Genomic DNA, 22,669 nt, shown 5'->3' on the forward strand with positions numbered 1-22,669 from the left:
TTATTTGCTCAACGCGCGCATGGCCGTTTCGAGTCCGGCGAGCGTGAGCGGGTACATGCGGTGGCCGAGCACTTCGCGGATCGCGCCGACCGACTGCCGGTATGCCCACAAGCCTTCCGGCTCGGGATTCAGCCACGCGTGATGCGGGAAATGATCGGCCAGCCGCCGCAACCACACGGCGCCGGCTTCCGGATTGTTGTACTCGACCGAGCCGCCCGGTTGCAGCACCTCGTACGGACTCATGGTCGCGTCGCCGACAAAGATCAGCTTGTAGTCCGGCGTGAACTTGTGCAGTACGTCCCACGTCGGCATGCGTTCGGCGTGGCGGCGGCGATTGTTCTTCCACAGGAAGTCGTACACGCAGTTGTGGAAGTAATAGAACTCGAGGTGCTTGAATTCGGCCTTGGCGGCGGAAAAGAGCTCTTCGGTGCGCTTGATGTGATCGTCCATCGAGCCGCCCACGTCGAGCAGCATCAGCACTTTTACCTTGTTATGGCGCTCCGGCACCATCTTCAGGTCGAGCCAGCCGGCGTTCGCTGCGGTGCTGCGGATCGTGTCGGGCAGATCGAGCTCCTCGGCGGCGCCTTCGCGCGCGAAACGGCGCAGGCGGCGCAGCGCAACCTTGATATTGCGCGTGCCGATTTCCACCTGGTCGTCGTAATCGCGATAGGCGCGGGCTTCCCACACCTTGACCGCTGTGCGATTGCCCGCCGCATCGCCGCCGATGCGCACGCCCTCGGGGTTATAGCCACCGTTGCCGAACGGCGAGGTGCCACCCGTGCCGATCCATTTGCTGCCGCCTTCGTGGCGCTCTTTCTGTTCGTCGAACAGTTCTTTCAGGCGCTCCATCAGTTTGTCGAGCCCGCCCATGGCTTCGATCTGCGCCTTTTCTTCGGGCGACAGATCGCGTTGCAGCTTTTTCTTCAGCCAGTCGAGCGGGACGTCGAAGGCGAGCTCCGAGGTTTTCGCGACGCCGTTGAAATAGGCGCCGAAGGCCTGGTCGAACTTGTCGAAGTACTGCTCGTCCTTGACCAGCGTGATGCGCGCGAGATAGTAGAAGTCGTCGAGCGACGGCGCGATTACGTTGGCTTTGAGCGCTTCGAGCAGCGTCAGGTATTCCTTCACCGACACCGGCAGTTTGGCCGCGCGTAGCGAATAAAAGAAGTCGATCAGCATGCTGTTTCCTCTACGACGGGCGGCGCGCGGCGGCCCGGCCCGGTGTTAGCGCGGTGTTAGCGGTTGTTGCGGTTCATGAAGATCAGCCGCTCGAACAGGCTCACGTCCTGTTCGTTTTTCAGCAGCGCGCCGTGCAACGGCGGAATGATCTGTTTTTGATCCGTGGAGCGCAGCGCTTCCGGCGGAATGTCTTCGGCGAGCAGCAGTTTGAGCCAGTCGAGCAGCTCGGAGGTGGACGGTTTCTTCTTCAGGCCCGACACATTGCGCAATTCGAAGAAGCTCTGCATGGCGGCGCTCAACAGTTCCTTCTTGATGCCGGGGTAATGCACCTCGACGATCTGCTGCATCGTCACCGGGTCGGGGAACTTGATGTAATGGAAGAAGCAGCGGCGCAGGAACGCGTCGGGCAGTTCCTTCTCGTTGTTCGACGTGATGATGACGAGCGGGCGCTGTTTCGCGCGGATCAGCTCGTGCGTTTCGTACACGTAGAACTCCATGCGGTCGAGTTCGCGCAACAGGTCGTTCGGGAATTCGATGTCGGCCTTGTCGATCTCGTCGATCAGCAGCACGGTTTGCTCGTCCGACTCGAACGCCTGCCACAGCACGCCCTTGACGATGTAGTTGCGGATGTCCTTCACGCGTTCGTCGCCGAGCTGCGAATCGCGCAGACGCGAGACCGCGTCGTACTCGTACAGACCCTGCTGCGCCTTGGTGGTGGACTTGATGTGCCATTGCAGGAGCGGCATGCCGAGCGCGGCGGCGACCTCTTCGGCGAGCATGGTTTTGCCGGTGCCGGGTTCGCCCTTGATCAGCAACGGACGCTTGAGCGTCATCGCGGCGTTGACCGCGAGCTTGAGGTCGTCGGTGGCGACGTACTGCGATGAGCCTTCGAAACGCATGGCGAGATGCTCTTTTTTGAGAAAAAACCCAGTATAAGTCAGAAGGCCTGTTGCGCTGAAACGGGCTCGCGTATGGTGTCACCCGCGGTGTCGGACACCGCGCCGGCCCGCGCTGGGCGGCTGCCGCGCGGTGGGCGCGTGGCGCGCGGGCGCGGATCGTGGCTGGTGAGGCGCGGGCGGCGCATCGGCCGTCCGCGCAGCGGAGCCGCACTAGCCATGGCTTTGCGGTGGCCGGATGCGCCTCTGGCCCGCTAGGTGGACGTTCGGCGCGGCGTCGCGGTACAATTAGCCCGATTTTTTTGGCCTGCGTGGCTACCCTATAAGAATAACGGCGCGGGCCGTTGCCTTTTTGGGCGCCCGTTTCCCCTCATGCCAGGTTACATGCTATGAATAAATTCGTCGGCAAACACGTCGTGATCGCAGCGCTGTCGGTGCTCGCGGGCTATGCGGCCAGTGCGCAGGCAGCGGATGTCGTCGGCAACGCGAAGGCGGGCCAAGGCAAGGTCGCGATGTGTATTGGCTGCCACGGCATCCCTGAATACCGCACGGCTTACCCTGAGGTCTACCGCGTGCCGATGCTCGGCGGCCAGAATCAGGCATACCTCGTGAATGCCTTGCACGGCTACAAGAAGGGCGACCGCCATTTCGAAACGATGCGCGCGATCACCGCGTCGCTGTCGGATCAGGACATCGCCGATATCGCTGCCTACTACGCAGCGCAAAATTCCGCTTCGAAGAGCAATCCCGACAAGTGATCGGCTGCGGTCATCCGTCTGGTCACTCGGTTATTTATATTCGCGGGATAGGAGAATTCATGAATAAGCCCCAACAGGCACTCCACACGGTGTTCAAGGCTGCATGCGCGTCGGCGGCACTGATCGGTCTGGTTGCAGCGAACGTCGCGCACGCCGCTGACGCCGGCAACGGCAAGGTGCTGGCCGACAGCCACAACTGCGCGGCTTGCCACGGTATCAAGCTGAACAATCCGGTCAGCCCGGAATATCCGAAGCTCGCCGGTCAGCACGCCGATTACGTCTACTGGTCGCTGCGCCAGTACCAGATGGGCAATGGCAACCCGCACCTCGGTCGCAACAACGCGATCATGCAGGCGCAGGTGCAAAGCCTGTCGATCAGCGACATGAAGGACATCGCGGCCTACGTCGAATCGCTGGACGGCGATCTGGTGCAGAAGAAGTAACAGCGTCGCGCTGTTTTCCGATTGAACAAACACCCTGCTTCGGCGGGGTGTTGTGCTTTTAGGGCCGCGGTTTCGTTTTTTGGGGTGGGTTTGCCTGATGGCCGCCACCCCCGGCCGTGCGCCAATCGCTCTCAGTCGCGGGTGGCGCGCCGTTCGATACGCTGCAAATACGCGTCCGTGTCGGGCGGCGTGCCGGTGCGCTGCGCTTCCCAGATGGTTTCGCCGAGGCAATCCATGATTGCGTGTTGCGCGTCGTGCGTCGAGCCGAGGCGCGCGGCAAGGCGCTCGTGCGCCGCGCGGATGCCGGGCGGCTGGTCGATCGACAACTGTTCGGTGATCGCCAGATGCATCGACAGATGCAGGAACGGGTTGGTCTGGCCGCGTTCGGGCGAGTAATCCTGGGTCGGCGCGGCTTGCGAGTCGGTCAGATCGGCGTGGTATTCGGGGTGCTCAACGATCCAGTCGGCGGCGATCGCCTCCAGCGGCGTCAGGATCTCGCCTTGACGCTGCTTGCGCCAGGTGTCGGTGAAGAAAAGGCGAACTTCGTCGCGGCTGGGATTGAACATCGTGGGACCGGTGCGTTTGGGGTGGAGCGGGCTTGCCGTGCGTCATTTCACGCTGGGCGTCATTACGCTGGGCGTTATTTACGCTGGGCGTTATTTTACGCTGGGCGTTATTTTTACGCCGGGGCGCGGAGTGGTCTGCTGGCGGCGGCCGCAGGCGCACGGCAATAGTGCGGCCACGTCGCGCGGCTGCAACGCTTGCGTACTTTGGCAGCAGTTGCACGGCCGCGCGCGTGCCGGGCTCAGAGATCGGGTGGCGGAGTTTTCGGCCGGAATTCGCACAGCGGCTCAATCACGCAATGCCAGCACTCCGGCCGGCGCGCCTTGCAGACATAGCGGCCATGTAGAATCAGCCAGTGATGCGCGTCCTGTTTGAACTCTGCAGGCGTGAATTTCTCCAGCGCCGCTTCAACGGTGCGCACGTCTTTGCCCGGCGCGAGGCCGGTTCGATTGGCAACCCGAAAGATGTGTGTATCGACAGCGATGGTCTGATGGCCGAACGCCGTGTTCAGAATCACGTTCGCCGTCTTGCGGCCGACACCGGGCAAACTCTCCAGCGCCTCGCGATCTTCCGGCACGTCGCCGCCGTACTGGTCGAGCAGGATGCGGCAAGTCGCAATCACATTCTTCGCCTTGGTCCGGAACAGGCCAATCGTCCTGATGTAACTGGTGACACCTTCTTCGCCGAGATCGAAGACTTTCTGCGGGGTGTTCGCGACCGGAAACATCTTGCGCATCGCCTTGTTGACCGACACGTCGGTTGCCTGCGCCGACAGCAGCACGGCAATCAGCAGTTCGAACGGTGTGGTGTACTCGAGTTCGGTCGTGGGATGCGGGTTGAGACTCTGAAGCGTCTCGTAGATGGCGCGGCGTTTGTTCGCGTTCATGCGGAGCGTGCGGGTGTGTGCGTGCGGTTGCGATTGGTTGCGTGAGATTGCGGTCAGCGCTTCGTGGGCGGTGCGTCGGCGTCGTCCGCGGCGAGTCCGAGACGGCGGCGGCGCGCTTCGGCGGCGTCGATCTGAGCCTGCACGTCGGCGCTGATGCGCTCGGTGTTCAACGGGCCTTGGCCTTTGGCAGCCAGTTCCTCTTTCTTCTGACGCGCCCGCTCGAGCGCGGCCTGGATGATCGCGTGTTTTTTTGCCTCGGCGTCATCTGCTGCTGGTGTGGCGGGTGAAGCGCTAGCCGCCGCAAAAGCGCCGGCCGCGGCACTCTGCACGGGTGCGCTGCTTGCTGCTCGCCGCGCTGCAGCACGCGCTTCGGCGGCTTCGCGTTCGCGTGCAAGACGGGCTTCGTGCTGGTTGTGGCGCTCGCGCGCGGCATTGGCCTGGCTCTGGCTCCACGCGTTCCAGCCAGTGGCGTTACCGGTGACGGCCGGCATCGCAATGCAGTCGACCGGGCAGGATGGCACACATAGATCGCAACCGGTGCAGAGTTCGACGATGACCGTATGCATCTGTTTCGGTGCCCCAACTATTGCATCGACCGGACAGGCTTGCATGCACAACGTGCAGCCGATGCAAAGTTGTTCGTCGATAACCGCCAACGGACGCGGCCGTTCGATGCCGTTGGCGGAATTGAGCGGAATGACCGGCTTGCCGAGTAGAGCGGCAAGGCGCGCGATACCGTCGGCGCCGCCCGGAGGGCACTGATTGTAATCGGCCTCGCCATGGGCGACGGCTTCGGCATACGGACGGCATGCCGGATAGCCGCACTTCGTGCATTGCGTCTGGGGCAGCAGATCTTCAATGCGATCTGCGAGTGTTATGGAATCAGTCACGGTCACGACGTTGGAGCTTGCCTCGCGGCCGCGCAGCACGCCTACGATGGGTGTTGGGGAAAGCCTGCGGCAGGCGGGGCAACAGAAAAGCGCACAAAAGCGCGGCGAGAGCGCGTAAACACACGCCGGTGCGGGCGGATACACGCAAGCGCTCGCGCGCGCGGGGCTTGAACTAAATAGCACATTATCGCCGATTTCCCCAATTGCGATCCGCAATCCATGTGCCATAATCGAAGCGCTTTTTCGAAAGACCGCAGAAGGGTGTTCCCCCAACCAGCCCGTTCAGTGCTGTCGGTGCAAGGCCCGAGGAGAGGCCGGCGGCGCGATCCGGATAACGCGGCTCACGAAGACGATGCCACCATGAATCAGCCGAAAATCAAAAGAGATCCTGAAGGCACGCGGCGCCGCATTCTGCTTGCGGCGGCCGAAGAGTTTGCAAATGGTGGGTTGTTCGGCGCGCGCGTCGATCAGATAGCCCGCCGCGCGGAAACGAATGAGCGCATGCTCTATTACTACTTCGGTAGCAAGGAGCAGCTTTTCACTGCCGTACTCGAGCACGCATTCAGTGCGTTGAACGAAGCAGAGCGCACGCTCGAACTGAATGGCATTGCGCCGGTCGAGGCTGTCACACGTCTCGCGCATTTCGTCTGGGATTACTACCGGGACCATCCTGAGCTGCTGCGTCTCATCAACAATGAGAATCTGCATGAGGCACGCTACATGCAGAAGTCGACACGCATCCGCGAAATGATCTCGCCGATCGTCGCTACGCTCGGCAGCATCCTCGAGCGTGGCCAGCGCGCCGGTCTGTTTCGCACCAACGTCGACCCGCTGCGCTTTTACGTGACGCTCTCGGGTATGGGTTACTACATCGTATCGAACCGCTTCACGCTCGAAGCGACGCTCGGCCGCGATTTCAGTAGCGCCAGCGAACGTAGCGAAGTCATACAGATGAACACCGAGTTGCTGCTCGCTTATCTGTTGCGAAAATAAGCCGCGCGACCGCCACGTAAGATCGCTTCAAAAACGACAACGGCCTCCGAAGAGGCCGTTGTCTGTTGTTGCTTCTACCTGTGCTGCAAAGCTCAGGCTTCGGCTTTTTCCTTCGCTACCTTCGGCGCCTTGTTGTGCTCCAGGATGAAGTCGCGCAACTGCGGATAGATGATGGTGCGCCAGCGGCGGCCAGAGAAAATGCCGTAGTGGCCGCATTTCTCGGCGGTGAAGTGCCGCTTGTTCTGCTCTGGAATGCCGCTGCACAAACCTTGTGCGGCGAACGTCTGGCCGTCGCCGGAAATATCGTCCAGCTCGCCTTCAATCGTGAAGAGAGCAGTCTTCGTGATGTCCTGCGGGCGTACACGTTCGCCGTCGACGTCCCACGTGCCCTCGGCAAGACGGAACTCCTGGAACACCACGCGGATCGTGTCCAGATAGTAGTCGGCGTCCATATCGAGGACCGCGTTGTACTCGTCGTAGAAGCGACGATGCGCTTCAGCGTCGTCTTCGTCACCGCGCAGCAGGCTCTGGTAATAATCCCAGTGCGACGCCGCGTGGCGCTCCGGATTCATCGCCACAAAGCCGGTGTGCTGCAGGAAGCCCGGATACACCTTGCGACCCACGCCCGGATAGTTCGGCGGCACCGTGAAGATCACGTTGTTATCGAACCACTCATACGAGTGCTGCGTGGCGAGCGAGTTGACAGCGGTCGGGCTCTTGCGCGCGTCGATCGGGCCGCCCATCATCGTCATGGTGCGTGGCGTGTCTTCGCCGCGGCTCGCCATGAGCGAAATGGCGGCAAGTACCGGCACGGTGGGTTGACACACCGAGATCACGTGCAGATTCTTCGCACCGATGTGCCGGATGAATTCCTGGATATACGCGACGTAGTCGTCCAGATGAAACCTGCCGGCTTCGAGCGGCACCATGCGCGCATCGATCCAGTCGGTCAGGTAGACCTTGTGGTCCTGCAGCAACGTGCGCACGGTATCGCGCAGCAACGTGGCGTGATGCCCGGACAGCGGCGCGCACACCAGCACGACCGGTTCATCTTTCAATTGGGTAACAGCGTCGCTGTCGTCCGCGAAACGCTTGAAGCGCATCAGCCGGCAAAACGGCTTCTCGATAATGGTCTGTTCGATGATCGGAATGTTATGACCATCTTTAACAATCTGATGCAGGTTGAATTCGGGTTTTTCGTAGTCTTTGCCGAGCCGGTAGAGCAGTTCGTAACCGGCCGAGAGGCGGGTGGCGCCGGGCACATAGGCCAAAGGACTGGCAGGATTCGCGAACGATTTCGACGCGGCTTGGGCCCAGGCGGTGAGGGGGCTGAGCATCGCCCGCTGGAATTCGTGCAGTTGGTAGAGCATAGGTGCTCCGTTTTAAGCGGTTCGCATGGGGCTTCGCAAACACGCGTGTGGCGTTGCGGCGGGCCATTCTGGTTGTGGGCACATTGATTTTCGGCCAACAAACTGATCGATGATATCGAACAAAGCGTACTTGTGCAATGCAGCAATTTGCGTGCGGGCTGCGCGCAAACCGTCATTAAATCATGCTACTGGCGTTGCTGCTGCGCCGCCATCGGGAGTTGCCGCAGCCTTCAGTTGTTCTTCCATGATGCCGTTATGGGACGGCTGACCGGTTGCCTTCGCCATTTCCTGCTCGTGTTTCATCAGATTCAGGCCGGTGTGTACCAATGCGACATGCGAAAACGCCTGCGGAAAATTGCCTACCAGGCGTTTTGCCGCAGGATCGTATTCTTCCGACAGCAAACCAACGTCATTGCAGAGCGCGAGCAGGCGCTCATACATGGTATGGGCCTCGTCGATGCGGCCTTGCAACGCCAGGTTGTCCACCATCCAGAACGAGCACGCAAGAAAAGTGCCCTCTCCCGGGGGCAGGCCGTCGTCGTACTCCGTGGTGCGATAGCGCATCACGAAGCCGTCACGCATCAGGTCTCTTTCGATCGCTTCCACGGTGCCCTTGATGCGCGGATCCTGCGGCTTCAGGAAGCCGACCAGCGGCATGAGCAGGCAGCTCGCATCGAGCTGGTCGCTGCCGTAGTACTGGGAGAACGCGTTGAGGGCCGGATTCCAGCTCTTCGCACAGACTTCCGCGTGAATTTTCGCGCGGGTCGCCCGCCATTCGTCGAGCTGGCCTTCGAGCTTGAACAGTTCCGCCGACTTGATCGCGCGATCGTAGGCGACCCACGCCATCACCTTCGAGAAGGTGAAGTGCTGGCGGCCGCCGCGGGTTTCCCAGATGCCCTCGTCCGGCTCTCCCCAGATCGTGTCGAGGTGGCCGAGCAGCGCGCGTTGCACGTTCCATGCGGTGTCGTCCGCCTGCAGGCCGCCGACGCGCGCGAGATGCAGCGCGTTCATCACTTCGCCATATACATCCAGCTGGCGCTGGCCGACCGCGTTGTTGCCAATCCGCACGGGTTTGGAGTCCTGGTAGCCCGGCAGCCAGTCAATTTCGAACTCGGGCAGCCGCCGTTCGCCAGCAATCCCGTACATGATCTGCAATTGATCCGGTGCGCCCGCCATCACGCGGCCAAGCCAGGCTCGCCACGCGCGCGCTTCGTCGTAGTAGCCGCCACGCATCATCGCCAGCAGCGTGATGGTGGCGTCGCGTAGCCAGCAGTAGCGGTAGTCCCAGTTGCGCATCCCGCCGAGCTGTTCCGGCAGCGACGTGGTGGGCGCCGCGACGATGCCGCCGGTTGGTCCGTAGGCGAGTGCCTTCAGCGTGATCAGCGAGCGGCGGATCGGCTCGGCCCATTTGCCTTCGACGGTGCTGCGCGCCGACCATTCCAGCCAGTGATTTTCGGTGCGCGCGAGCGCCGTGTGCGGATCGTGTCCAGGCGGAATGCGCAGATGCGAGGCCGCATAGGTGAGCGAGAACGGCACACGCTCGCCTTCGCTCACCGTGAATTCGGCGACGGTTTTCATGTCCTCGCCGCGCAACTCGACCGGCGTGCGCAGCACTGCGGTATCCGGGCCGACGATCGCCTTGACGCCGCTATCGTGCTTCAGGCGGTCGACCCACGGAATCGAAAAGCCGTAGTCGAAGCGCAGCACGAGTTCCATCCGCATCTTTACGGTGCCGCGTTTGCCGACGACGATGCGCACCATTTCCGACCAGCCGTTGCCGGGCGGCATGAAGTCGATCAGCGTGATCGCGCCTTCGGGCGTTTCGAAATCGGTTTCGAGGATCAGGGTTTCGCCGCGATAGCGTCGCGTAATCGTGGGCGGCGTGTCGCTGACCGGCGCGATCAGCCAGCGTCCGTTGTCGGGCGTGCCGAGCAGGGCGGCGAAGCAGGCGCCGGAATCGAAACGCGGCCAGCAAAGCCAGTCGACGGAACCTTCGCGGGAAACGAGCGCGGCCGTGTGGCCGTCGCCGATGAGCGCATAGTCTTCGATGAGTGCGGGCATGGGGAGTGTGTCAGTCGTGGGCGCGGCGAGGGCCGCCGCGCTCGGGGTCATTGTTATTACCGGACCGGCGCCATGGGCTTTGGTTCAGCACGCCATGGGGCAAAACTCGGGTTGGTAATCTGGCAAACCACTGCCTACAATCGGATTTCAAACCGATGCGTACGATCATCCGGAGCGCGCATCGGCCTTGCTCATGGCGCATTGAGACGCCGTTTCCGAGGAAGAAAGCTATGGTGAACCCGTCGAAATCAGATTGCATCACGATTCTCTCGGCTGCCAGTGAACTTGCCGACGATTCGATGCTGCCGCTGGACTATGGCCGGCTGGGCCTGAGCCGCAACGGCATGCTGGCTGCCGCGGCGTTTCTGATCGAACGGGCTTGCTTCCGCCATTATCGGGAAGGTGACGGCCATTATGCCGTCGGCGGGCTGTCGCTGCAGGGGCGCTTGCGGCTCGACCAGCTTTCGAACGGCTGATCATCGGCGGCGCGGGCCGGCTCCACGCGGGTTGGGCGCCACGCCGCACTCTTGTTTACCTTGGAGCAACCGTCCATACGGGTGCCGTTTTGCGCTGCGCGCCGCATTCATGCGAGCCGGCGCCGGGCCGGCACTGCGCCCGGTCGTTCGGCTCCTGCGGCCGCTTGCCGCCTGCTGTCGTCGGCTGGACAACCCGTCGACGCCGCTCAGAAGTGCGATGCCCCCACGCCGAAGATCCCAATGATGCCGATGATGATCAGATAGAGCGCGACGATGTAGTTCAACAGGCGCGGCATGACGAGAATCAGAATACCGGCGATCAACGAAACGAGCGGGCCCAGGCTGAGTGTGACGTTCATGAAGACTCCGTGGTGTGAGACTCGATTGAAAAAACGACCCGCCAGGCGGGACAACTGCTGCACGTGCAGCGATACAGGCATGCCGGAAGCCGTGAGCCAGATGGCCTACATGATCCGGCGTAACGCTTTTATACTTGCCTCGATAAAAACAGATCGGCCGAACCGCGCGGCAGACCAGAGACACCGTAATAACCGGATCAACCCGATAACCGATGTCAGGAGTTCTTATGCTTCGTAGCGACCGGGGCGCAGTGCGTGCCGATTCGAGCTGTCGTTTTCCTGCTGTTTCAGAATCCACCTCATGGCGCGCTGGACGGCCAGCTCCTCTGCGCTCCGTCCGCTCGATAATAAAAGGTTTCGTGCTTATGGTCTCGATTGTTGCTTCCCACGCGTTTGCGCAAGATGCCGGCCCGGTTCCCGCCGACGGCGTTTACGACCTGCTGGTCGGCACCTACACCGGCGGCAAGAGCGAGGGCCTGTATGTCTATCGCTTCGACACGAAGACCGGCGACGCGACGCGCGTGTCGGTCGCGCAGACGGTCAATCCGTCGTATCTGGTGGTCAGCCGTGACCGCCGCTTCGTGTACGCGGTCAACGAATTGCCCGGCGACAACGGCCCGGCAACGCAGCGCGGCGGCATCAGCGCGTTCCGGTTCGACGCCGCGAGCGGTCAACTGAGCTTGCTGAACAAGGTCTCGTCGGACGGCAATGATCCGTGCTATCTGAGCCTGTCGCCGGACGGCAAATACCTGCTCACCGCGAACTATTCGGTGGCGGCCGATCCCGGCGGCAGCTTCGCGGTGTTCCCGCTGCAGGCGGACGGTCAGGTCGGCGCATCGGTACTGACGGTGCATCATGAAGGCGGCGGTCCGGTGAAGGGGCGTCAGGACAATTCGCATGTTCACTCCACCGTGTTCTCGCCGGACGGCCATTATCTGTTCGCGCAGGACCTGGGTGCCGACAAGCTGTACTCGTACCGCTATACGCCCGATGGCAGCCGCGGCCTGTTCGGCCCGACCGACTGGCGCTACACCCAGGAAAAGGCGGGGACGGGGCCGCGCCATCTGGTATTCGGTGCGAACGGCAAGCAGGCGTACCTGACTAGCGAACTGGCCGGCACGGTCAGCACCTTCAACTATGACGACGGCAAGCTCACGCAAGTGCAGACCCTGTCGCTGACCGAGCCCGGCTTCAAGGGAGCAGTGGGCGCCTCGGCGATCCATCTGTCGCCGGACGGGCGCTTCCTGTACGCCTCCAATCGCGGCGACGCGAATGACATCGTGATCTTCTCGGTCGATCCGGCCAATGGTCATCTGAAGAAGATCGGGCATCAACCGAGTCTCGGCAAGTCGCCGCGCGAGTTTGCCATCGACCCGACCGGCAACTGGCTGATCGTCGGCAATCAGAACAGCGACACGGTGTACGTGTTCAGACGCAACCAGCAGAGCGGTTTGCTCGACGCGAATCCGAAGCGCATCGAGATTGGTTCGCCGGTGGATTTCAAGCTGGTGTCGCCGTCGTGAGTCGCGGCTGGGAGCGTGAGTTGAAACTGCGCGTTCAATAAGAAAACGGGCCGCTTTGAGCGGCCCGATTTCTTCGCGGCTGGTTGCTCGCCCTTATTCGGCCGGTCCGGGTGCGAGCACTTCACGGCTGCCGTTGATGCCCATGGCCGACACCAGGCCCGCCGTTTCCATCTGCTCGACGAGGCGCGCCGCGCGGTTATAGCCGATGCGCAATTGCCGCTGCACCGATGAAATCGACGCGCGCCGCGTACGCACGACGAACGAGACGGCTTCGTCGTAGAGCGGATCGGCTTCGGCGTCCGGCGTTTCGCCGAACAGGTCGGGCGATGCACCTTCGGTGGCGGGACCGTCGAGAATGCCGTCCTCGTACTGCGGCTCGCCGAACTGCTTCAGATACTCGACGATCCGATGCACTTCCTCGTCGGCCACGAACGCGCCATGCACGCGCTGCGGATAGCCTGTGCCGGGCGGCAGGAACAGCATGTCGCCCTGGCCGAGCAGCGATTCGGCGCCCATCTGGTCGAGAATCGTGCGCGAGTCGATCTTCGAGGACACCTGGAACGCCACGCGCGTCGGAATGTTCGCCTTGATGAGCCCCGTGATCACATCCACGGACGGCCGCTGCGTCGCCAGAATCAGATGGATGCCGGCCGCGCGCGCCTTTTGTGCCAGCCGCGCGATCAGCTCTTCAATCTTCTTGCCGGCGACCATCATCAGGTCGGCCAGCTCGTCGATCACGACCACGATCAGCGGCAGCGGTGCGAGCGGCTCAGGGGCTTCAGGTGTCAGCGAGAACGGGTTGCCGAGCTTTTTGCCCTTGGCTTCGGTGTCGCGGATTTTCTGGTTGAAGCCAGCCAGGTTGCGCACCCCAACTGCGGACATCAGCCGGTAACGCTTTTCCATTTCGCCCACGCACCAGTTCAGCGCGTTGGCTGCCAGCTTCATATCCGTGACCACCGGGGCGAGCAGATGCGGAATGCCTTCGTACACCGACAGTTCCAGCATCTTCGGATCGATCATGATGAGGCGGACTTCCTCGGGCGTCGCCTTGTAGAGCAGCGAGCAGATCATCGCGTTGATCGCCACCGACTTGCCCGAACCGGTGGTGCCCGCCACCAGCATGTGCGGCGCCTTTGCCAGATCGGCGACCACCGGGTGACCGGTGATGTCCTTGCCCATGGCAAGCGTCAGATTCGAATGCGAATTCTGGTAGACGCCTGCTTCGAGGATTTCTGACAGGCGGATCGTCTGGCGCTTCGCGTTCGGCAGTTCGAGACCCATGCAGGTCTTGCCGGGAATCGTTTCGACGACGCGAATCGACGTGAGGCCGAGGCCGCGCGACAGGTCCTTCATCAAGCCGACGATTTGACTGCCGCGCACACCGAGCGCCGGTTCGACTTCGAAGCGCGTGATCACCGGGCCCGCCGAGGCGCCGACCACCGTCACGGGCACTTTGAATTCCTGCAGGCGCTGTTCGATCAGCTGGCCGGTTTCGGCGAGCTTTTCTTCGGAGACCGGTTCGACGTCGGTGTCGGCGCGCGCGAGCAGATCGAGCGTCGGCAATTCGACCATCGATGCCGCCGGCGCACGGAATTCGAAACCATTGGCCGGGCTGTGGCCACGCAGGGGTGTGGGCTGGACTGCGGGCTCGGCAGGTTGCGAGGATGGCGCGTCGTTGAATGGCGCGGGCGCTTCTGTGGTCGCCGCTTCGGTAAGGCGGATGGCGACCGGCGGTTCCGTCTGAGCTGCAAAGCCGGGGAAGCGGACGACGTTCGACACGAGCGCCGAGCTTGCCACGGGCGCCGCGTCCGCGAGGGCAGGGGAGTCTTCCGTGTCGGCTTCGCTCGCGCTCACGACATGCAGCGAGGGCGTGGCATGACGTGGGGACACGGACTCGCTCGACGCGGCGGTGGTGACGCGCGGCCCGCCGGCCGACGATGCCGAGCGCACTGACGCAATGGTGTCGATCTGGGTTTCCCAGGGCGCCAGTTCGGCGTCTTCGGTAGCCGTGACGATTTCGGCGATCGGCGCGGGAGTCACGGCGGGCGCTTGCGCCTCGTTTTGCGAGTGGTCTTGGTCGATCTGGGGGACCCGCGTCTCAGTGGTGATCACTGCGTCTGGCTGTTCGACAGCTGGTGAAGTGACGAGCTCGGCGTGTTCCGCGTGCTCCGCGTGCGCAGCGATCGTGCTGTCGGGCGCAATGACGGCATCCGCTGCGGCGGTCTGCGAAGGAGCCTCCGGCGGAATGGACGCCGATGTGACGCTCGCCTGCAACTCAGCGGCAAACATCTGGAACGAGGTGGCGGCGACGACGGGCGTCGCGTGATGCGGCACGGATCCCGCGACCGACGGCGGCTGGATGACGGGCGGCTCGATCGGCCATTGCACGACTGGCGCGGCGCTTTCCGGAACCGCTGCTTCGGAGGCGGCTTCCCCATGATGGGTGTCGGCGGGAACCTGTACCGATTCATGCGACGGCGCGTTCGCGTCCGGCGCCGGTGTGGCGGCAGCTTCGTTCGCAACCGACGCAGCCGCTTCAGACTGCACGACATCGACCGTCGTCCCGGCATGCGCCGGCACTGGCGTCACCTTCGCGCTTTCCGCGCTGGTGCTGCGCGCCAGGCTGACGCCCGCTATGTCGGTCCAGCGCGCGGCGTTTTCCGCGATGCTGCGAAGCGTTTCCTGCACGCTGGCGGGCGGCGTGACCTGCGGTATCGTCGCCATCGGCCGCGTGTAGCTGGGCGCGGGTGATTTGAGCGGAGCCGGGCGACGCGCTGCCGCCGGCATTGCGGCCATCGCGTGCGCGGCTTGCGCCGCGACTGCTGGCGCGGCGGCTGCAGCCGCCAAACCCGCGATGCCCGCGATGCCCGCGGCGGCGTTCGACGATCCTGCCGGACGTTGCTCACCCGCCGAGCGCCGGCCTACCTGGGAGCCGCCTTCGCGCATTTCACGCACCGCCCGCACCGTCGACGGCGGCAGACCCGATCCGGCATGGACACCGCCTGCCGGGGCCGGCGCGCGCGGCACCGTTACCGGATCGCCCAGCCAACCTGCTGGAGCAACCGGCTCGGCGGGCATCCAGGCGGCTTTGTCCGCCTTCAGCGCTTGTGTCTGCAACGGCGCTCGCCGCGGCGCCTGACGCGGTGGCGTTCCGGCAGGCGCGCGCACAGTCGGCTCAAGCGGCGCGGCGGGACCGCGCGGTTTCACCGTGCCGGCGCGCCAGCTCGGCCCCGCGCCTCGCGCCGCCGCGTCCTTGCCAACTGTGGAGGCAGCCGCCCCCGCAGTCGCGCCGCGTCCGTTCGCGGGCGGTCGCCAGACCGTCGGGCGGGCATAACGCCCGTTGGTTTTGGGCGCCATCGTGTTGGTGGACGGCGAAACGTGCGAGGGCAAACCATCGTCGACGCTGCGATGCCGGCGCGCTTCCTCGTCGCGTTTGGCGAGGCCGCGTGACAGGCCGAGGCCGAACGCGGCATCGGCCCAGACTGCGACGTCACGCCAACGGAAGTCAATCAGCCAAGGCAAGCTGATCAGCAGCACGGCGAGCGCCGCGAGCGGCGTGCCGATATGCCCGAGCAGATGGCCAAAGCCCGCGGCCAGCGCGTGACCGAAGCCATTTACGCCCGCCACGCCGAGCAGCGAGGCCTCCAGCGTACAGCTCGCCACCATCACGCAGACGAAGCCGAGCCACAGGCGGATCGTGCCTGGGCCGCGCAAGCCTGCGCCGCCTGGCAGCACCGACTTCACGAGGCGCCACAAAAGAGGAGTGAACCAGACGGCTGACCCGCCGAACCAGCCGAAAACTACCGTGTGCATGCTAGACATCAACGAATGACGGACGCGCAAGAACGCAATCCGTCGAGTTTAAACCGGCGAAGCCCGCTGCTTCGAAAGCAGACACAATCGGGCGCAACCGCCTGCCGCGCCGCGCATCGACCCGTGCGGCGGTCATTTGGCGCTGCGGTCGAACGTGAGTGTATCGCCGTTATCGAGCACCAGTTGCATCTGCTGCGGTGCGCGCATCTGCACGCCGGTGCGGTCGATGTGAGTCAGCGCGTTGAGATAGGCGCCTTCGATCTGACCGCCCGGCGTCATGCACGCCATGCGCGTGCCGCCCAGCGTGCCGAAGCTCAGCTTGCCGTCTTTCAGCGCGTACGAACCTATGTAGCGGTTGCAGCCGGAAAAGCCGCTGGCGTGGCGCTGGCCTTTGTCGGTGGAGAGCACGAGCGTGATTGGCGCGCCCTGATCCGCTGGCGGAATCGCGCGCGCGGTGCCATTCGCCTGTTTCCAGCCGCTGAGCACCCAGCTCGTGTCGTCGAGCAACTGCGTCGCGGCCGGGTTGAACGGGTCGGGCGGCGCCGCTTCGGCATCGGGATGTTTCGGGATCGCGCAGGCGCTGCATAACGCGGCCACGCTCAACGCGGCGATAGCCGTGCGCGCATAAGGGATGAAGCGCGCAACACGTCGCGCGGAGGAGCTTTGGAGCATGGCGTCGTTCCTCTTCAAACTGGCGAAGGCGTAAGGGTAACGCACTAAGTGCGCCATACGCGAGGGCGACCGCGTGCAAAGCGCTGACTCAATGCGTTCCGGAGTTCGCGCGCACCCTGCGCGCAGACCGGAGCGCACCGGCGGCGAGCAAGGCGCGGCGAGGGGCCCGCATGTTAACATCGTGGTCTATTCAATCCCACCTCTTATCCGACTTTTATCTGGAGTTCCCATGCAGATCGGCCAACGGATCGGCACGCCCCTTACTGAATCCGCCACGCGCGTCATGCTGCTCGGTGCCGGCGAGCTCGGCAAGGAAGTGATCATCGCGCTGCAACGGCTGGGCGTCGAAGTGATCGCGGTCGACCGTTATCCGAACGCGCCGGGTCACCAGGTCGCGCACCGCTCGCACGTGATCGACATGACCGACCGCGCTGCGCTGCGCGCGCTGGTCGAACAGGAACGCCCGCATCTGATCGTCCCCGAGATCGAAGCGATCGCGACCGACGCGCTCGCCGCAATCGAAACCGACGGCCTCGCCGAAGTCATCCCGACCGCGCGCGCCACGCAGCTCACCATGAACCGCGAAGGCATCCGCCGCCTCGCGGCCGAAGAACTCGGCCTGCCGACCTCGCCCTATGCATTCGCCGATTCGCTCGGCGAACTGCGCGCGGGCATCGCCAAGGTCGGCTATCCGTGCGTGGTGAAGCCGGTGATGTCGTCGTCGGGCAAGGGGCAATCGGTCTTGAAGAGCGATGCGGACGTCGAATCCGCCTGGCAATATGCCATGGCCGGCGGCCGGGTGAATCACGGCCGGGTGATCGTCGAAGGCTTTATCGACTTCGAATACGAAATTACCCAGTTGACCGTGCGCGCGATCGATTCGGCGAGCGGCGACGTCAGCACCTATTTCTGCGACCCGATCGGCCACGTGCAGGTGGCGGGCGACTACGTCGAATCGTGGCAGCCGCAGCCGATGAGCCCGCTCGCGCTCGAACGCTCGCGCGAAGTCGCGCATAAGGTAACTGCGGCATTGGGTGGCAGGGGCCTGTTCGGGGTGGAACTTTTCGTGCGCGGCGATGACGTATGGTTTTCGGAAGTGAGCCCGCGTCCGCACGATACGGGTCTCGTCACGCTGTGCTCGCAACGTTTTTCGGAATTCGAATTGCATGCGCGCGCGATTCTCGGTTTGCCGGTGGATACGTCGCTGCGCGCGCCGGGTGCGTCGGCGGTGATTTACGGCGGGCTCGACGAAGCGGGTATCGCGTTCGAAGGCGTCGCAGCGGCGCTGGCCGTGCCGAATGCCGATCTGCGTCTGTTCGGCAAGCCGGAGAGCTTCGTCAAGCGCCGCATGGGTGTCGCGCTTGCCACCGGTGAGTCCGTCGACGAGGCGCGCTCGCGTGCGAAGCAGGCTGCGGCGGCGGTGCGGCCGGTGTCCGCGAAGTAATACGTATCAACGTGTCCTGAAGTGCGACGCAATACCCGCGCGCCTCGCGAATTCGCAGCGCGCGGAATCTGACCGACTGAAGTAGAGGTACGCATGGCCCTGAAATTCCGCAGGAACACGCGGCGTGGGAGGTTGAACCGTCTTGGGGCACTGGGTGTGCTGCTTGCGTTATGCACCGGGATGACAGGTTGCGGGCTGGCTGCCGCGCCGTGCCGGGTCGCATCGGCGGGTTTGAAGATCGTGCCGGTGGTCGGTCACGTTGCCGCCGCGCCGACCGATGCGTGCGCCGCGGTGATCGATCCATAAGCGGTTCGTAAAGTGTGCGGCTGGGCGGCAGGCGTGCCACCATCCTGCACGACCTGCGACAACCATCGAGGCATCCAATGAAGAAATCGCTTGTTGCGGTAACCGTGGCAGCGGGTCTCGTGGCGCTGTGCGGCAACGCATGGTCCGCGCCATCGCAGCTTGCCCAGATTCAGCCGAAAAACCGGCAAACGCACAAATACACCTGCGCGACCGGCAAGATTCTGCAAGTGACATACTGGAACACGGCGAACGGCCAGAGCTTCGCGCTCGTCCCGGTCAAGGGGCAGCAACTGCTGTTCGTCAACACGCTGTCGGGCTCGGGCGCGAAATATCAGGCCGGCAGTTACACCTGGTGGACCAAGGGTCCGCGCGCCGATCTCTATGACGCGACCGACGGCGAAAACGCCCCGCCGATCCTGTCAGACTGCGTCACCATCAATCGCTGAGCAGCATGCGGCGGCCTCCGTCATCATGCCGCCGCCCGCCTCGACTTACCGCTGTCTCGCGGTCTTGTCCGTCGCTGCGCATCTTTCCCGTTCGAGTAGTAAGCTGTCCGGCGTGGCATTCGCTGTTTCCGCCGTGTCATCCCGTGGCTCGTTCGCGCGGTGGTGGCTACCGTTAATAGTCCGTCCCCAGATCTCAACAGCTGGGCGCACGGCCCGCGACCGTTTCATCAAGCGAGACCCTCCATGAAAGCATCGGACCTGTTCGTCAAATCGCTGGAAGCCGAAGGTGTCGAGTACGTGTTCGGTATCCCCGGTGAAGAAAATCTCGATCTGCTGGAATCGCTGCGCCGCTCGAAAATCCGTCTCATCCTGACGCGGCACGAGCAGGCCGCGGGTTTCATGGCCGCCACGTATGGGCGGCTGACCGGACGCCTCGGCGTGTGTCTCGCCACCCTCGGCCCGGGCGCGACCAACTTCGTGACCGCAGCCGCCTACGCGCAGCTGGGCGGGATGCCGATGCTGATGGTGACCGGTCAGAAGCCGATCAAGTCGAGCAAGCAGGGCCATTTCCAGATCGTCGACGTGGTGCGGATGATGGAGCCGCTCACCAAGTACACGCGGCAGATCGTGTCGATCGCCAACATTCCGGCGGCGGTCCGTGAGGCGGTCCGGCAGGCAGAGGAAGAGCGGCCCGGCGCCACGCACCTCGAATTGCCCGAAGACGTTGCGCACGAAGAGGGCGACGGCCAGCCGATTCCGAAGAGCTTCAGCCGCCGCCCCGTCGCGGAGGAAAAGGCCGTGGCGCGCGCGGTCGAGGCGATCACGAAAGCGAAGCATCCCTTGCTGATGATCGGCGCGGGCGGCAATCGCAAGACCACCACCAAGATGTTGCGCGAATTCGTCGACCAGATCGGCATTCCGTTTTTTACGACGCAGATGGGCAAGGGCGTGATCGACGAATCGCACCCGATGTGGCTCGGCAACGCCACCTTGTCCGACGGTGACTTCGTGCACCGCGCGATCGACCACGCGGACTGCATCATCAATGTCGGCCACGACGTGATCGAGAAGCCGCCATTCTTCATGCGCAGTGGCGAGGCGGGCGAGAAGACCGTGATTCACGTCAACTTCCTCGGCGCGGAAGTCGACACAGTGTATTTCCCGCAGATCGAAGTCGTGGGCGATATCGCGAACGCGGTGTGGCAGCTCAAGGAAAGTCTCAAGGAGCGCAAGGAGCATTGGGACTTTGCGCGCTTCAAGGAGATCAAGCAGCATTTCGAGGAGCATCTGGTCAAAGGCCAGCACGACGACCGCTTCCCGATGTATCCGGTGCGGATCGTCAACGACGTCTACGAGACCACGCCGGTAGACGGCATCGTGTGTCTGGACAACGGCATGTACAAGATCTGGTTCGCGCGCTATTACCGCGCCCACGAACCGAATTCGCTGCTGCTCGACAACGCACTGGCTTCGATGGGCGCCGGTTTGCCGTCGGCGATCGCGACCAAAATCGTGCATCCGGACCGCAAGGTGATGGCCGTATGCGGCGACGGCGGCTTCATGATGAATTCGCAGGAGTTGGAAACGGCGGTGCGCCTCAAGCTCGATCTGGTGATCCTGATTCTGCGCGACGACGCGTTCGGCATGATCCGCTGGAAGCAGGAAAACATGAACTTCCCGGATTACGGCATGACGCTGCGCAACCCCGATTTCGTCGCTTACGCGCAGAGTTACGGCGCGCTGGGTCATCGCATCGAATCGGCGGCGGAGTTCGCGCCGCTGCTGCGCGAATGTTTCGCCACGCCGGGCGTGCACGTGATCGACCTGCCAATCGACTATTCGGACAACGAGCGTGTGCTCAATCGCGAGATCAAGCGGCTCTCCGCGCAGCTATGAGGCGCGGCGGGGCATACGCTTGCTGATTGCGATGACGTTTGAGTTTGAGTGGCCAGGCATCGGAACAAGGAGAACGCGTCATGTTGCAGAAGACTTACCCGTACTATCTCGCGAACGAAGCGGTGGCCGCCAACACCGATCTCGAAGTCACCGATAAATTCAGCGGCGAAGTGGCGACCCGCGTGGCGATGGCCGACGCCGCGGCGATCGATCGGGCGATCGGTTGCGCCGTCGACGCCATGCCCGCGCTGCGCGTGTTCCCGCCGTTCAAGCGCCAGGCCGTGCTCGAACACTGCGTGAAGCGCTTTCGCGAGCGCTACGACGAACTGGCGCTGGCGCTGTGTATCGAAGCGGGCAAGCCGATCAACGATTCGAAAGGCGAAGTCACGCGGCTGATCGATACCTTCAAGGTGGCAGCGGAGGAGTCGGTGCGCATCGACGGCGAGATCATCAATCTGGAGATTTCGCCGCGCGCAACGGGTTATCACGGGTACGTGAAACGCGTGCCGATCGGGCCGTGCTCGTTTATTTCGCCGTTCAACTTTCCGCTGAATCTGACCGCGCACAAGGTCGCGCCGGCGATCGCCGCGGGCGTGCCCTTCGTGTTGAAGCCGGCGAGCCGCACGCCTGTCGGCGCGCTGATCATGGGCGAGATTCTGGCGGAAACGGACTTGCCGAAAGGCGCATTCTCGATTCTGCCCGCGCATCGCGACGGCGCCGATCTGTTTACGACCGATGAACGCTTCAAGCTGCTGTCGTTCACGGGCTCGCCGGCGGTGGGTTGGGAACTGAAGAAAAAGGCCGGCAAGAAGAAGGTGATTCTGGAACTGGGCGGCAACGCTGCGGCGATCGTCGACGGCGATCAGGGTGGCAAGCTCGATTACGTCGTCGACCGGCTCGCGTTCGGCGCGTTCTATCAGTCGGGGCAGAGTTGCATCGGCGTGCAGCGGATTCTGGTGCATGCGCAAGTTTATGATGCGCTGCGCGAGAAGCTGATTGCCAAAACGAAGTCGCTTGTCATGGGCGACCCGAAGGACGAAAAGACCTTTGTCGGGCCGATGATCTCCGAGTCCGAGTCCAGACGGCTCGCCGGCTGGATGGACGGCGCGGTGCAGGCGGGCGCGAAGATCGTCGCGGGCGGCAAGGTGGATGGAGCCATGTTCGAAGCCACGCTGCTCGAAGGCGTGAAGCGCGACACGGATCTGTATCGCAAGGAAGCTTTCGGGCCGGTGGCGATTCTGGAGCGTTTCAACGATTTCGATGTGGCGCTGGCAACCGTCAACGACAGCGACTTCGGTCTGCAAGCCGGCGTGTTCACCGATTCGCTCGCGCATGCACATCGCGCGTGGGATCTGCTCGACGTAGGCGGCGTGGTGATCAACGACGTGCCGTCGTTCCGGGTCGACAACATGCCGTATGGCGGTGTGAAGGATTCCGGGCTTGGGCGGGAAGGCGTGCGCTATGCGATCGAGGACATGACGGAGATGCGGCTGATGGTGATGCGTGAGACGTGGTAACGGGCTTGCCTGGCCCCGAGGGCCGCGGCGCTCAGCCGCGATGATGGGCTCGAAGCGGGCTGAGCACCCGTTTCCGGTGTCGGGCGGCCGGCGAGATCGGGACCCTTTGTCACGTAACTGTCGTGTGTTCGAACTACGCTGCCAGCGGGGCGCCCCGGCGCTCTGCGGCGATTTGTCGAA

20 protein-coding genes are annotated in these 22,669 nt (G+C 63.4%); 10 read left to right on the forward strand and 10 right to left on the reverse strand.

Translation table 11 applies throughout. From position 1 onward, the window contains the following. On the reverse strand, positions 1-1,176 hold the full coding sequence (locus PQR27_RS04435) for a vWA domain-containing protein (protein WP_408522510.1): 1,176 nt from the start codon (positions 1,174-1,176) through the stop codon (positions 1-3). 56 nt (positions 1,177-1,232) lie between these two features. After that, positions 1,233-2,075 (reverse strand): AAA family ATPase, encoded by an 843-nt coding sequence (locus PQR27_RS04440; protein WP_408522511.1) that lies wholly within the window; start codon positions 2,073-2,075, stop codon positions 1,233-1,235. Positions 2,076-2,461: 386 nt separating this feature from the next. Between PQR27_RS04440 and PQR27_RS04445 the strand changes: the two genes are divergently transcribed. Beyond that, positions 2,462-2,830, forward strand: coding sequence for a c-type cytochrome (locus PQR27_RS04445; RefSeq protein ID WP_408522512.1), 369 nt, complete (start codon positions 2,462-2,464; stop codon positions 2,828-2,830). Between the two features lie 59 nt (positions 2,831-2,889). Further along, on the forward strand, positions 2,890-3,273 hold the full coding sequence (locus PQR27_RS04450) for a c-type cytochrome (protein ID WP_408522514.1): 384 nt from the start codon (positions 2,890-2,892) through the stop codon (positions 3,271-3,273). Between the two features lie 131 nt (positions 3,274-3,404). On the opposite strand, the gene PQR27_RS04455 is transcribed toward PQR27_RS04450, so the two are convergent. From PQR27_RS04455 to rsxB, 3 genes are all read right to left on the reverse strand, one after another. Next, positions 3,405-3,839, reverse strand: coding sequence for a DUF1841 family protein (locus tag PQR27_RS04455; protein ID WP_408522515.1), 435 nt, complete (start codon positions 3,837-3,839; stop codon positions 3,405-3,407). A gap of 239 nt (positions 3,840-4,078) precedes the next feature. Beyond that, the gene (gene nth, locus PQR27_RS04460) at positions 4,079-4,723 is read right to left on the reverse strand and encodes an endonuclease III (protein WP_408522516.1); all 645 of its coding nucleotides are present in this window, start codon (positions 4,721-4,723) and stop codon (positions 4,079-4,081) included. A 53-nt stretch (positions 4,724-4,776) separates the two neighbouring features. Next, positions 4,777-5,613: an electron transport complex subunit RsxB gene (rsxB, locus tag PQR27_RS04465; RefSeq protein WP_408522518.1), complete on the reverse strand. Its 837-nt coding sequence runs from the start codon at positions 5,611-5,613 to the stop codon at positions 4,777-4,779. Between the two features lie 360 nt (positions 5,614-5,973). Between rsxB and PQR27_RS04470 the strand changes: the two genes are divergently transcribed. Beyond that, positions 5,974-6,606, forward strand: coding sequence for a TetR/AcrR family transcriptional regulator (locus tag PQR27_RS04470; RefSeq protein ID WP_408522519.1), 633 nt, complete (start codon positions 5,974-5,976; stop codon positions 6,604-6,606). Between the two features lie 92 nt (positions 6,607-6,698). Here the strand turns inward: PQR27_RS04470 and PQR27_RS04475 are convergent, their stop codons facing one another. Together PQR27_RS04475 and PQR27_RS04480 are read right to left on the reverse strand one after the other, a co-directional pair. Then, the gene (locus PQR27_RS04475) at positions 6,699-7,976 is read right to left on the reverse strand and encodes a polyhydroxyalkanoate depolymerase (RefSeq protein ID WP_408522520.1); all 1,278 of its coding nucleotides are present in this window, start codon (positions 7,974-7,976) and stop codon (positions 6,699-6,701) included. A gap of 180 nt (positions 7,977-8,156) precedes the next feature. Further along, positions 8,157-10,037: a glycoside hydrolase family 15 protein gene (locus PQR27_RS04480; protein WP_408522521.1), complete on the reverse strand. Its 1,881-nt coding sequence runs from the start codon at positions 10,035-10,037 to the stop codon at positions 8,157-8,159. Between the two features lie 230 nt (positions 10,038-10,267). Between PQR27_RS04480 and PQR27_RS04485 the strand changes: the two genes are divergently transcribed. Continuing rightward, entirely contained in the window at positions 10,268-10,513 is a 246-nt protein-coding gene (locus PQR27_RS04485; protein ID WP_408522522.1) for a hypothetical protein, read from the forward strand. A gap of 206 nt (positions 10,514-10,719) precedes the next feature. Here PQR27_RS04485 and PQR27_RS04490 read toward each other — a convergent pair whose 3' ends face one another. Then, positions 10,720-10,872, reverse strand: coding sequence for a DUF3096 domain-containing protein (locus tag PQR27_RS04490; RefSeq protein ID WP_073429502.1), 153 nt, complete (start codon positions 10,870-10,872; stop codon positions 10,720-10,722). A gap of 227 nt (positions 10,873-11,099) precedes the next feature. Between PQR27_RS04490 and PQR27_RS04495 the strand changes: the two genes are divergently transcribed. After that, entirely contained in the window at positions 11,100-12,395 is a 1,296-nt protein-coding gene (locus tag PQR27_RS04495) for a lactonase family protein (RefSeq protein ID WP_408522523.1), read from the forward strand. Between the two features lie 93 nt (positions 12,396-12,488). On the opposite strand, the gene PQR27_RS04500 is transcribed toward PQR27_RS04495, so the two are convergent. Both PQR27_RS04500 and PQR27_RS04505 read right to left on the reverse strand, forming a co-directional pair. Continuing rightward, a complete protein-coding gene (locus PQR27_RS04500) occupies positions 12,489-16,208 on the reverse strand; it encodes a DNA translocase FtsK (protein ID WP_408522524.1) in 3,720 nt (1,239 codons plus the stop codon). Between the two features lie 132 nt (positions 16,209-16,340). Beyond that, on the reverse strand, positions 16,341-16,880 hold the full coding sequence (locus tag PQR27_RS04505; protein WP_408522525.1) for an META domain-containing protein: 540 nt from the start codon (positions 16,878-16,880) through the stop codon (positions 16,341-16,343). Positions 16,881-17,109: 229 nt separating this feature from the next. Between PQR27_RS04505 and purT the strand changes: the two genes are divergently transcribed. From purT to PQR27_RS04530, 5 genes are all read left to right on the forward strand, one after another. Next, complete coding sequence (gene purT / locus PQR27_RS04510; protein WP_408522526.1) at positions 17,110-18,324, forward strand: formate-dependent phosphoribosylglycinamide formyltransferase; 1,215 nt, start codon at positions 17,110-17,112, stop codon at positions 18,322-18,324. Positions 18,325-18,417: 93 nt separating this feature from the next. Further along, the gene (locus PQR27_RS04515) at positions 18,418-18,630 is read left to right on the forward strand and encodes a DUF6726 family protein (protein WP_408522527.1); all 213 of its coding nucleotides are present in this window, start codon (positions 18,418-18,420) and stop codon (positions 18,628-18,630) included. Between the two features lie 77 nt (positions 18,631-18,707). Further along, the gene (locus PQR27_RS04520) at positions 18,708-19,076 is read left to right on the forward strand and encodes an MliC family protein (protein WP_408522528.1); all 369 of its coding nucleotides are present in this window, start codon (positions 18,708-18,710) and stop codon (positions 19,074-19,076) included. A gap of 243 nt (positions 19,077-19,319) precedes the next feature. Next, positions 19,320-20,972: an acetolactate synthase large subunit gene (locus PQR27_RS04525; RefSeq protein WP_408522529.1), complete on the forward strand. Its 1,653-nt coding sequence runs from the start codon at positions 19,320-19,322 to the stop codon at positions 20,970-20,972. Positions 20,973-21,052: 80 nt separating this feature from the next. Continuing rightward, positions 21,053-22,489, forward strand: coding sequence for an aldehyde dehydrogenase family protein (locus PQR27_RS04530; protein ID WP_408522531.1), 1,437 nt, complete (start codon positions 21,053-21,055; stop codon positions 22,487-22,489). Positions 22,490-22,669 lie beyond the last annotated feature (180 nt).

Origin of the sequence: Paraburkholderia fungorum (assembly GCF_046027215.1) — a bacterium.
GTDB classification, from domain to species: Bacteria; Pseudomonadota; Gammaproteobacteria; order Burkholderiales; family Burkholderiaceae; genus Paraburkholderia; species Paraburkholderia fungorum_D.

Coding starts and splice junctions, on each gene's coding strand:
- PQR27_RS04435 (WP_408522510.1), bottom strand. CDS start 1,176: ATGCTGATCGACTTCTTTTATTCGCTACGCGCGGCCAAACTGCCGGTG.
- PQR27_RS04440 (WP_408522511.1), bottom strand. CDS start 2,075: ATGCGTTTCGAAGGCTCATCGCAGTACGTCGCCACCGACGACCTCAAG.
- PQR27_RS04445 (WP_408522512.1), top strand. CDS start 2,462: ATGAATAAATTCGTCGGCAAACACGTCGTGATCGCAGCGCTGTCGGTG.
- PQR27_RS04450 (WP_408522514.1), top strand. CDS start 2,890: ATGAATAAGCCCCAACAGGCACTCCACACGGTGTTCAAGGCTGCATGC.
- PQR27_RS04455 (WP_408522515.1), bottom strand. CDS start 3,839: ATGTTCAATCCCAGCCGCGACGAAGTTCGCCTTTTCTTCACCGACACC.
- nth (WP_408522516.1), bottom strand. CDS start 4,723: ATGAACGCGAACAAACGCCGCGCCATCTACGAGACGCTTCAGAGTCTC.
- PQR27_RS04470 (WP_408522519.1), top strand. CDS start 5,974: ATGAATCAGCCGAAAATCAAAAGAGATCCTGAAGGCACGCGGCGCCGC.
- PQR27_RS04475 (WP_408522520.1), bottom strand. CDS start 7,976: ATGCTCTACCAACTGCACGAATTCCAGCGGGCGATGCTCAGCCCCCTC.
- PQR27_RS04480 (WP_408522521.1), bottom strand. CDS start 10,037: ATGCCCGCACTCATCGAAGACTATGCGCTCATCGGCGACGGCCACACG.
- PQR27_RS04485 (WP_408522522.1), top strand. CDS start 10,268: ATGGTGAACCCGTCGAAATCAGATTGCATCACGATTCTCTCGGCTGCC.
- PQR27_RS04490 (WP_073429502.1), bottom strand. CDS start 10,872: ATGAACGTCACACTCAGCCTGGGCCCGCTCGTTTCGTTGATCGCCGGT.
- PQR27_RS04495 (WP_408522523.1), top strand. CDS start 11,100: ATGCTTCGTAGCGACCGGGGCGCAGTGCGTGCCGATTCGAGCTGTCGT.
- PQR27_RS04500 (WP_408522524.1), bottom strand. CDS start 16,208: ATGCACACGGTAGTTTTCGGCTGGTTCGGCGGGTCAGCCGTCTGGTTC.
- PQR27_RS04505 (WP_408522525.1), bottom strand. CDS start 16,880: ATGCTCCAAAGCTCCTCCGCGCGACGTGTTGCGCGCTTCATCCCTTAT.
- purT (WP_408522526.1), top strand. CDS start 17,110: ATGCAGATCGGCCAACGGATCGGCACGCCCCTTACTGAATCCGCCACG.
- PQR27_RS04515 (WP_408522527.1), top strand. CDS start 18,418: ATGGCCCTGAAATTCCGCAGGAACACGCGGCGTGGGAGGTTGAACCGT.
- PQR27_RS04520 (WP_408522528.1), top strand. CDS start 18,708: ATGAAGAAATCGCTTGTTGCGGTAACCGTGGCAGCGGGTCTCGTGGCG.
- PQR27_RS04525 (WP_408522529.1), top strand. CDS start 19,320: ATGAAAGCATCGGACCTGTTCGTCAAATCGCTGGAAGCCGAAGGTGTC.
- PQR27_RS04530 (WP_408522531.1), top strand. CDS start 21,053: ATGTTGCAGAAGACTTACCCGTACTATCTCGCGAACGAAGCGGTGGCC.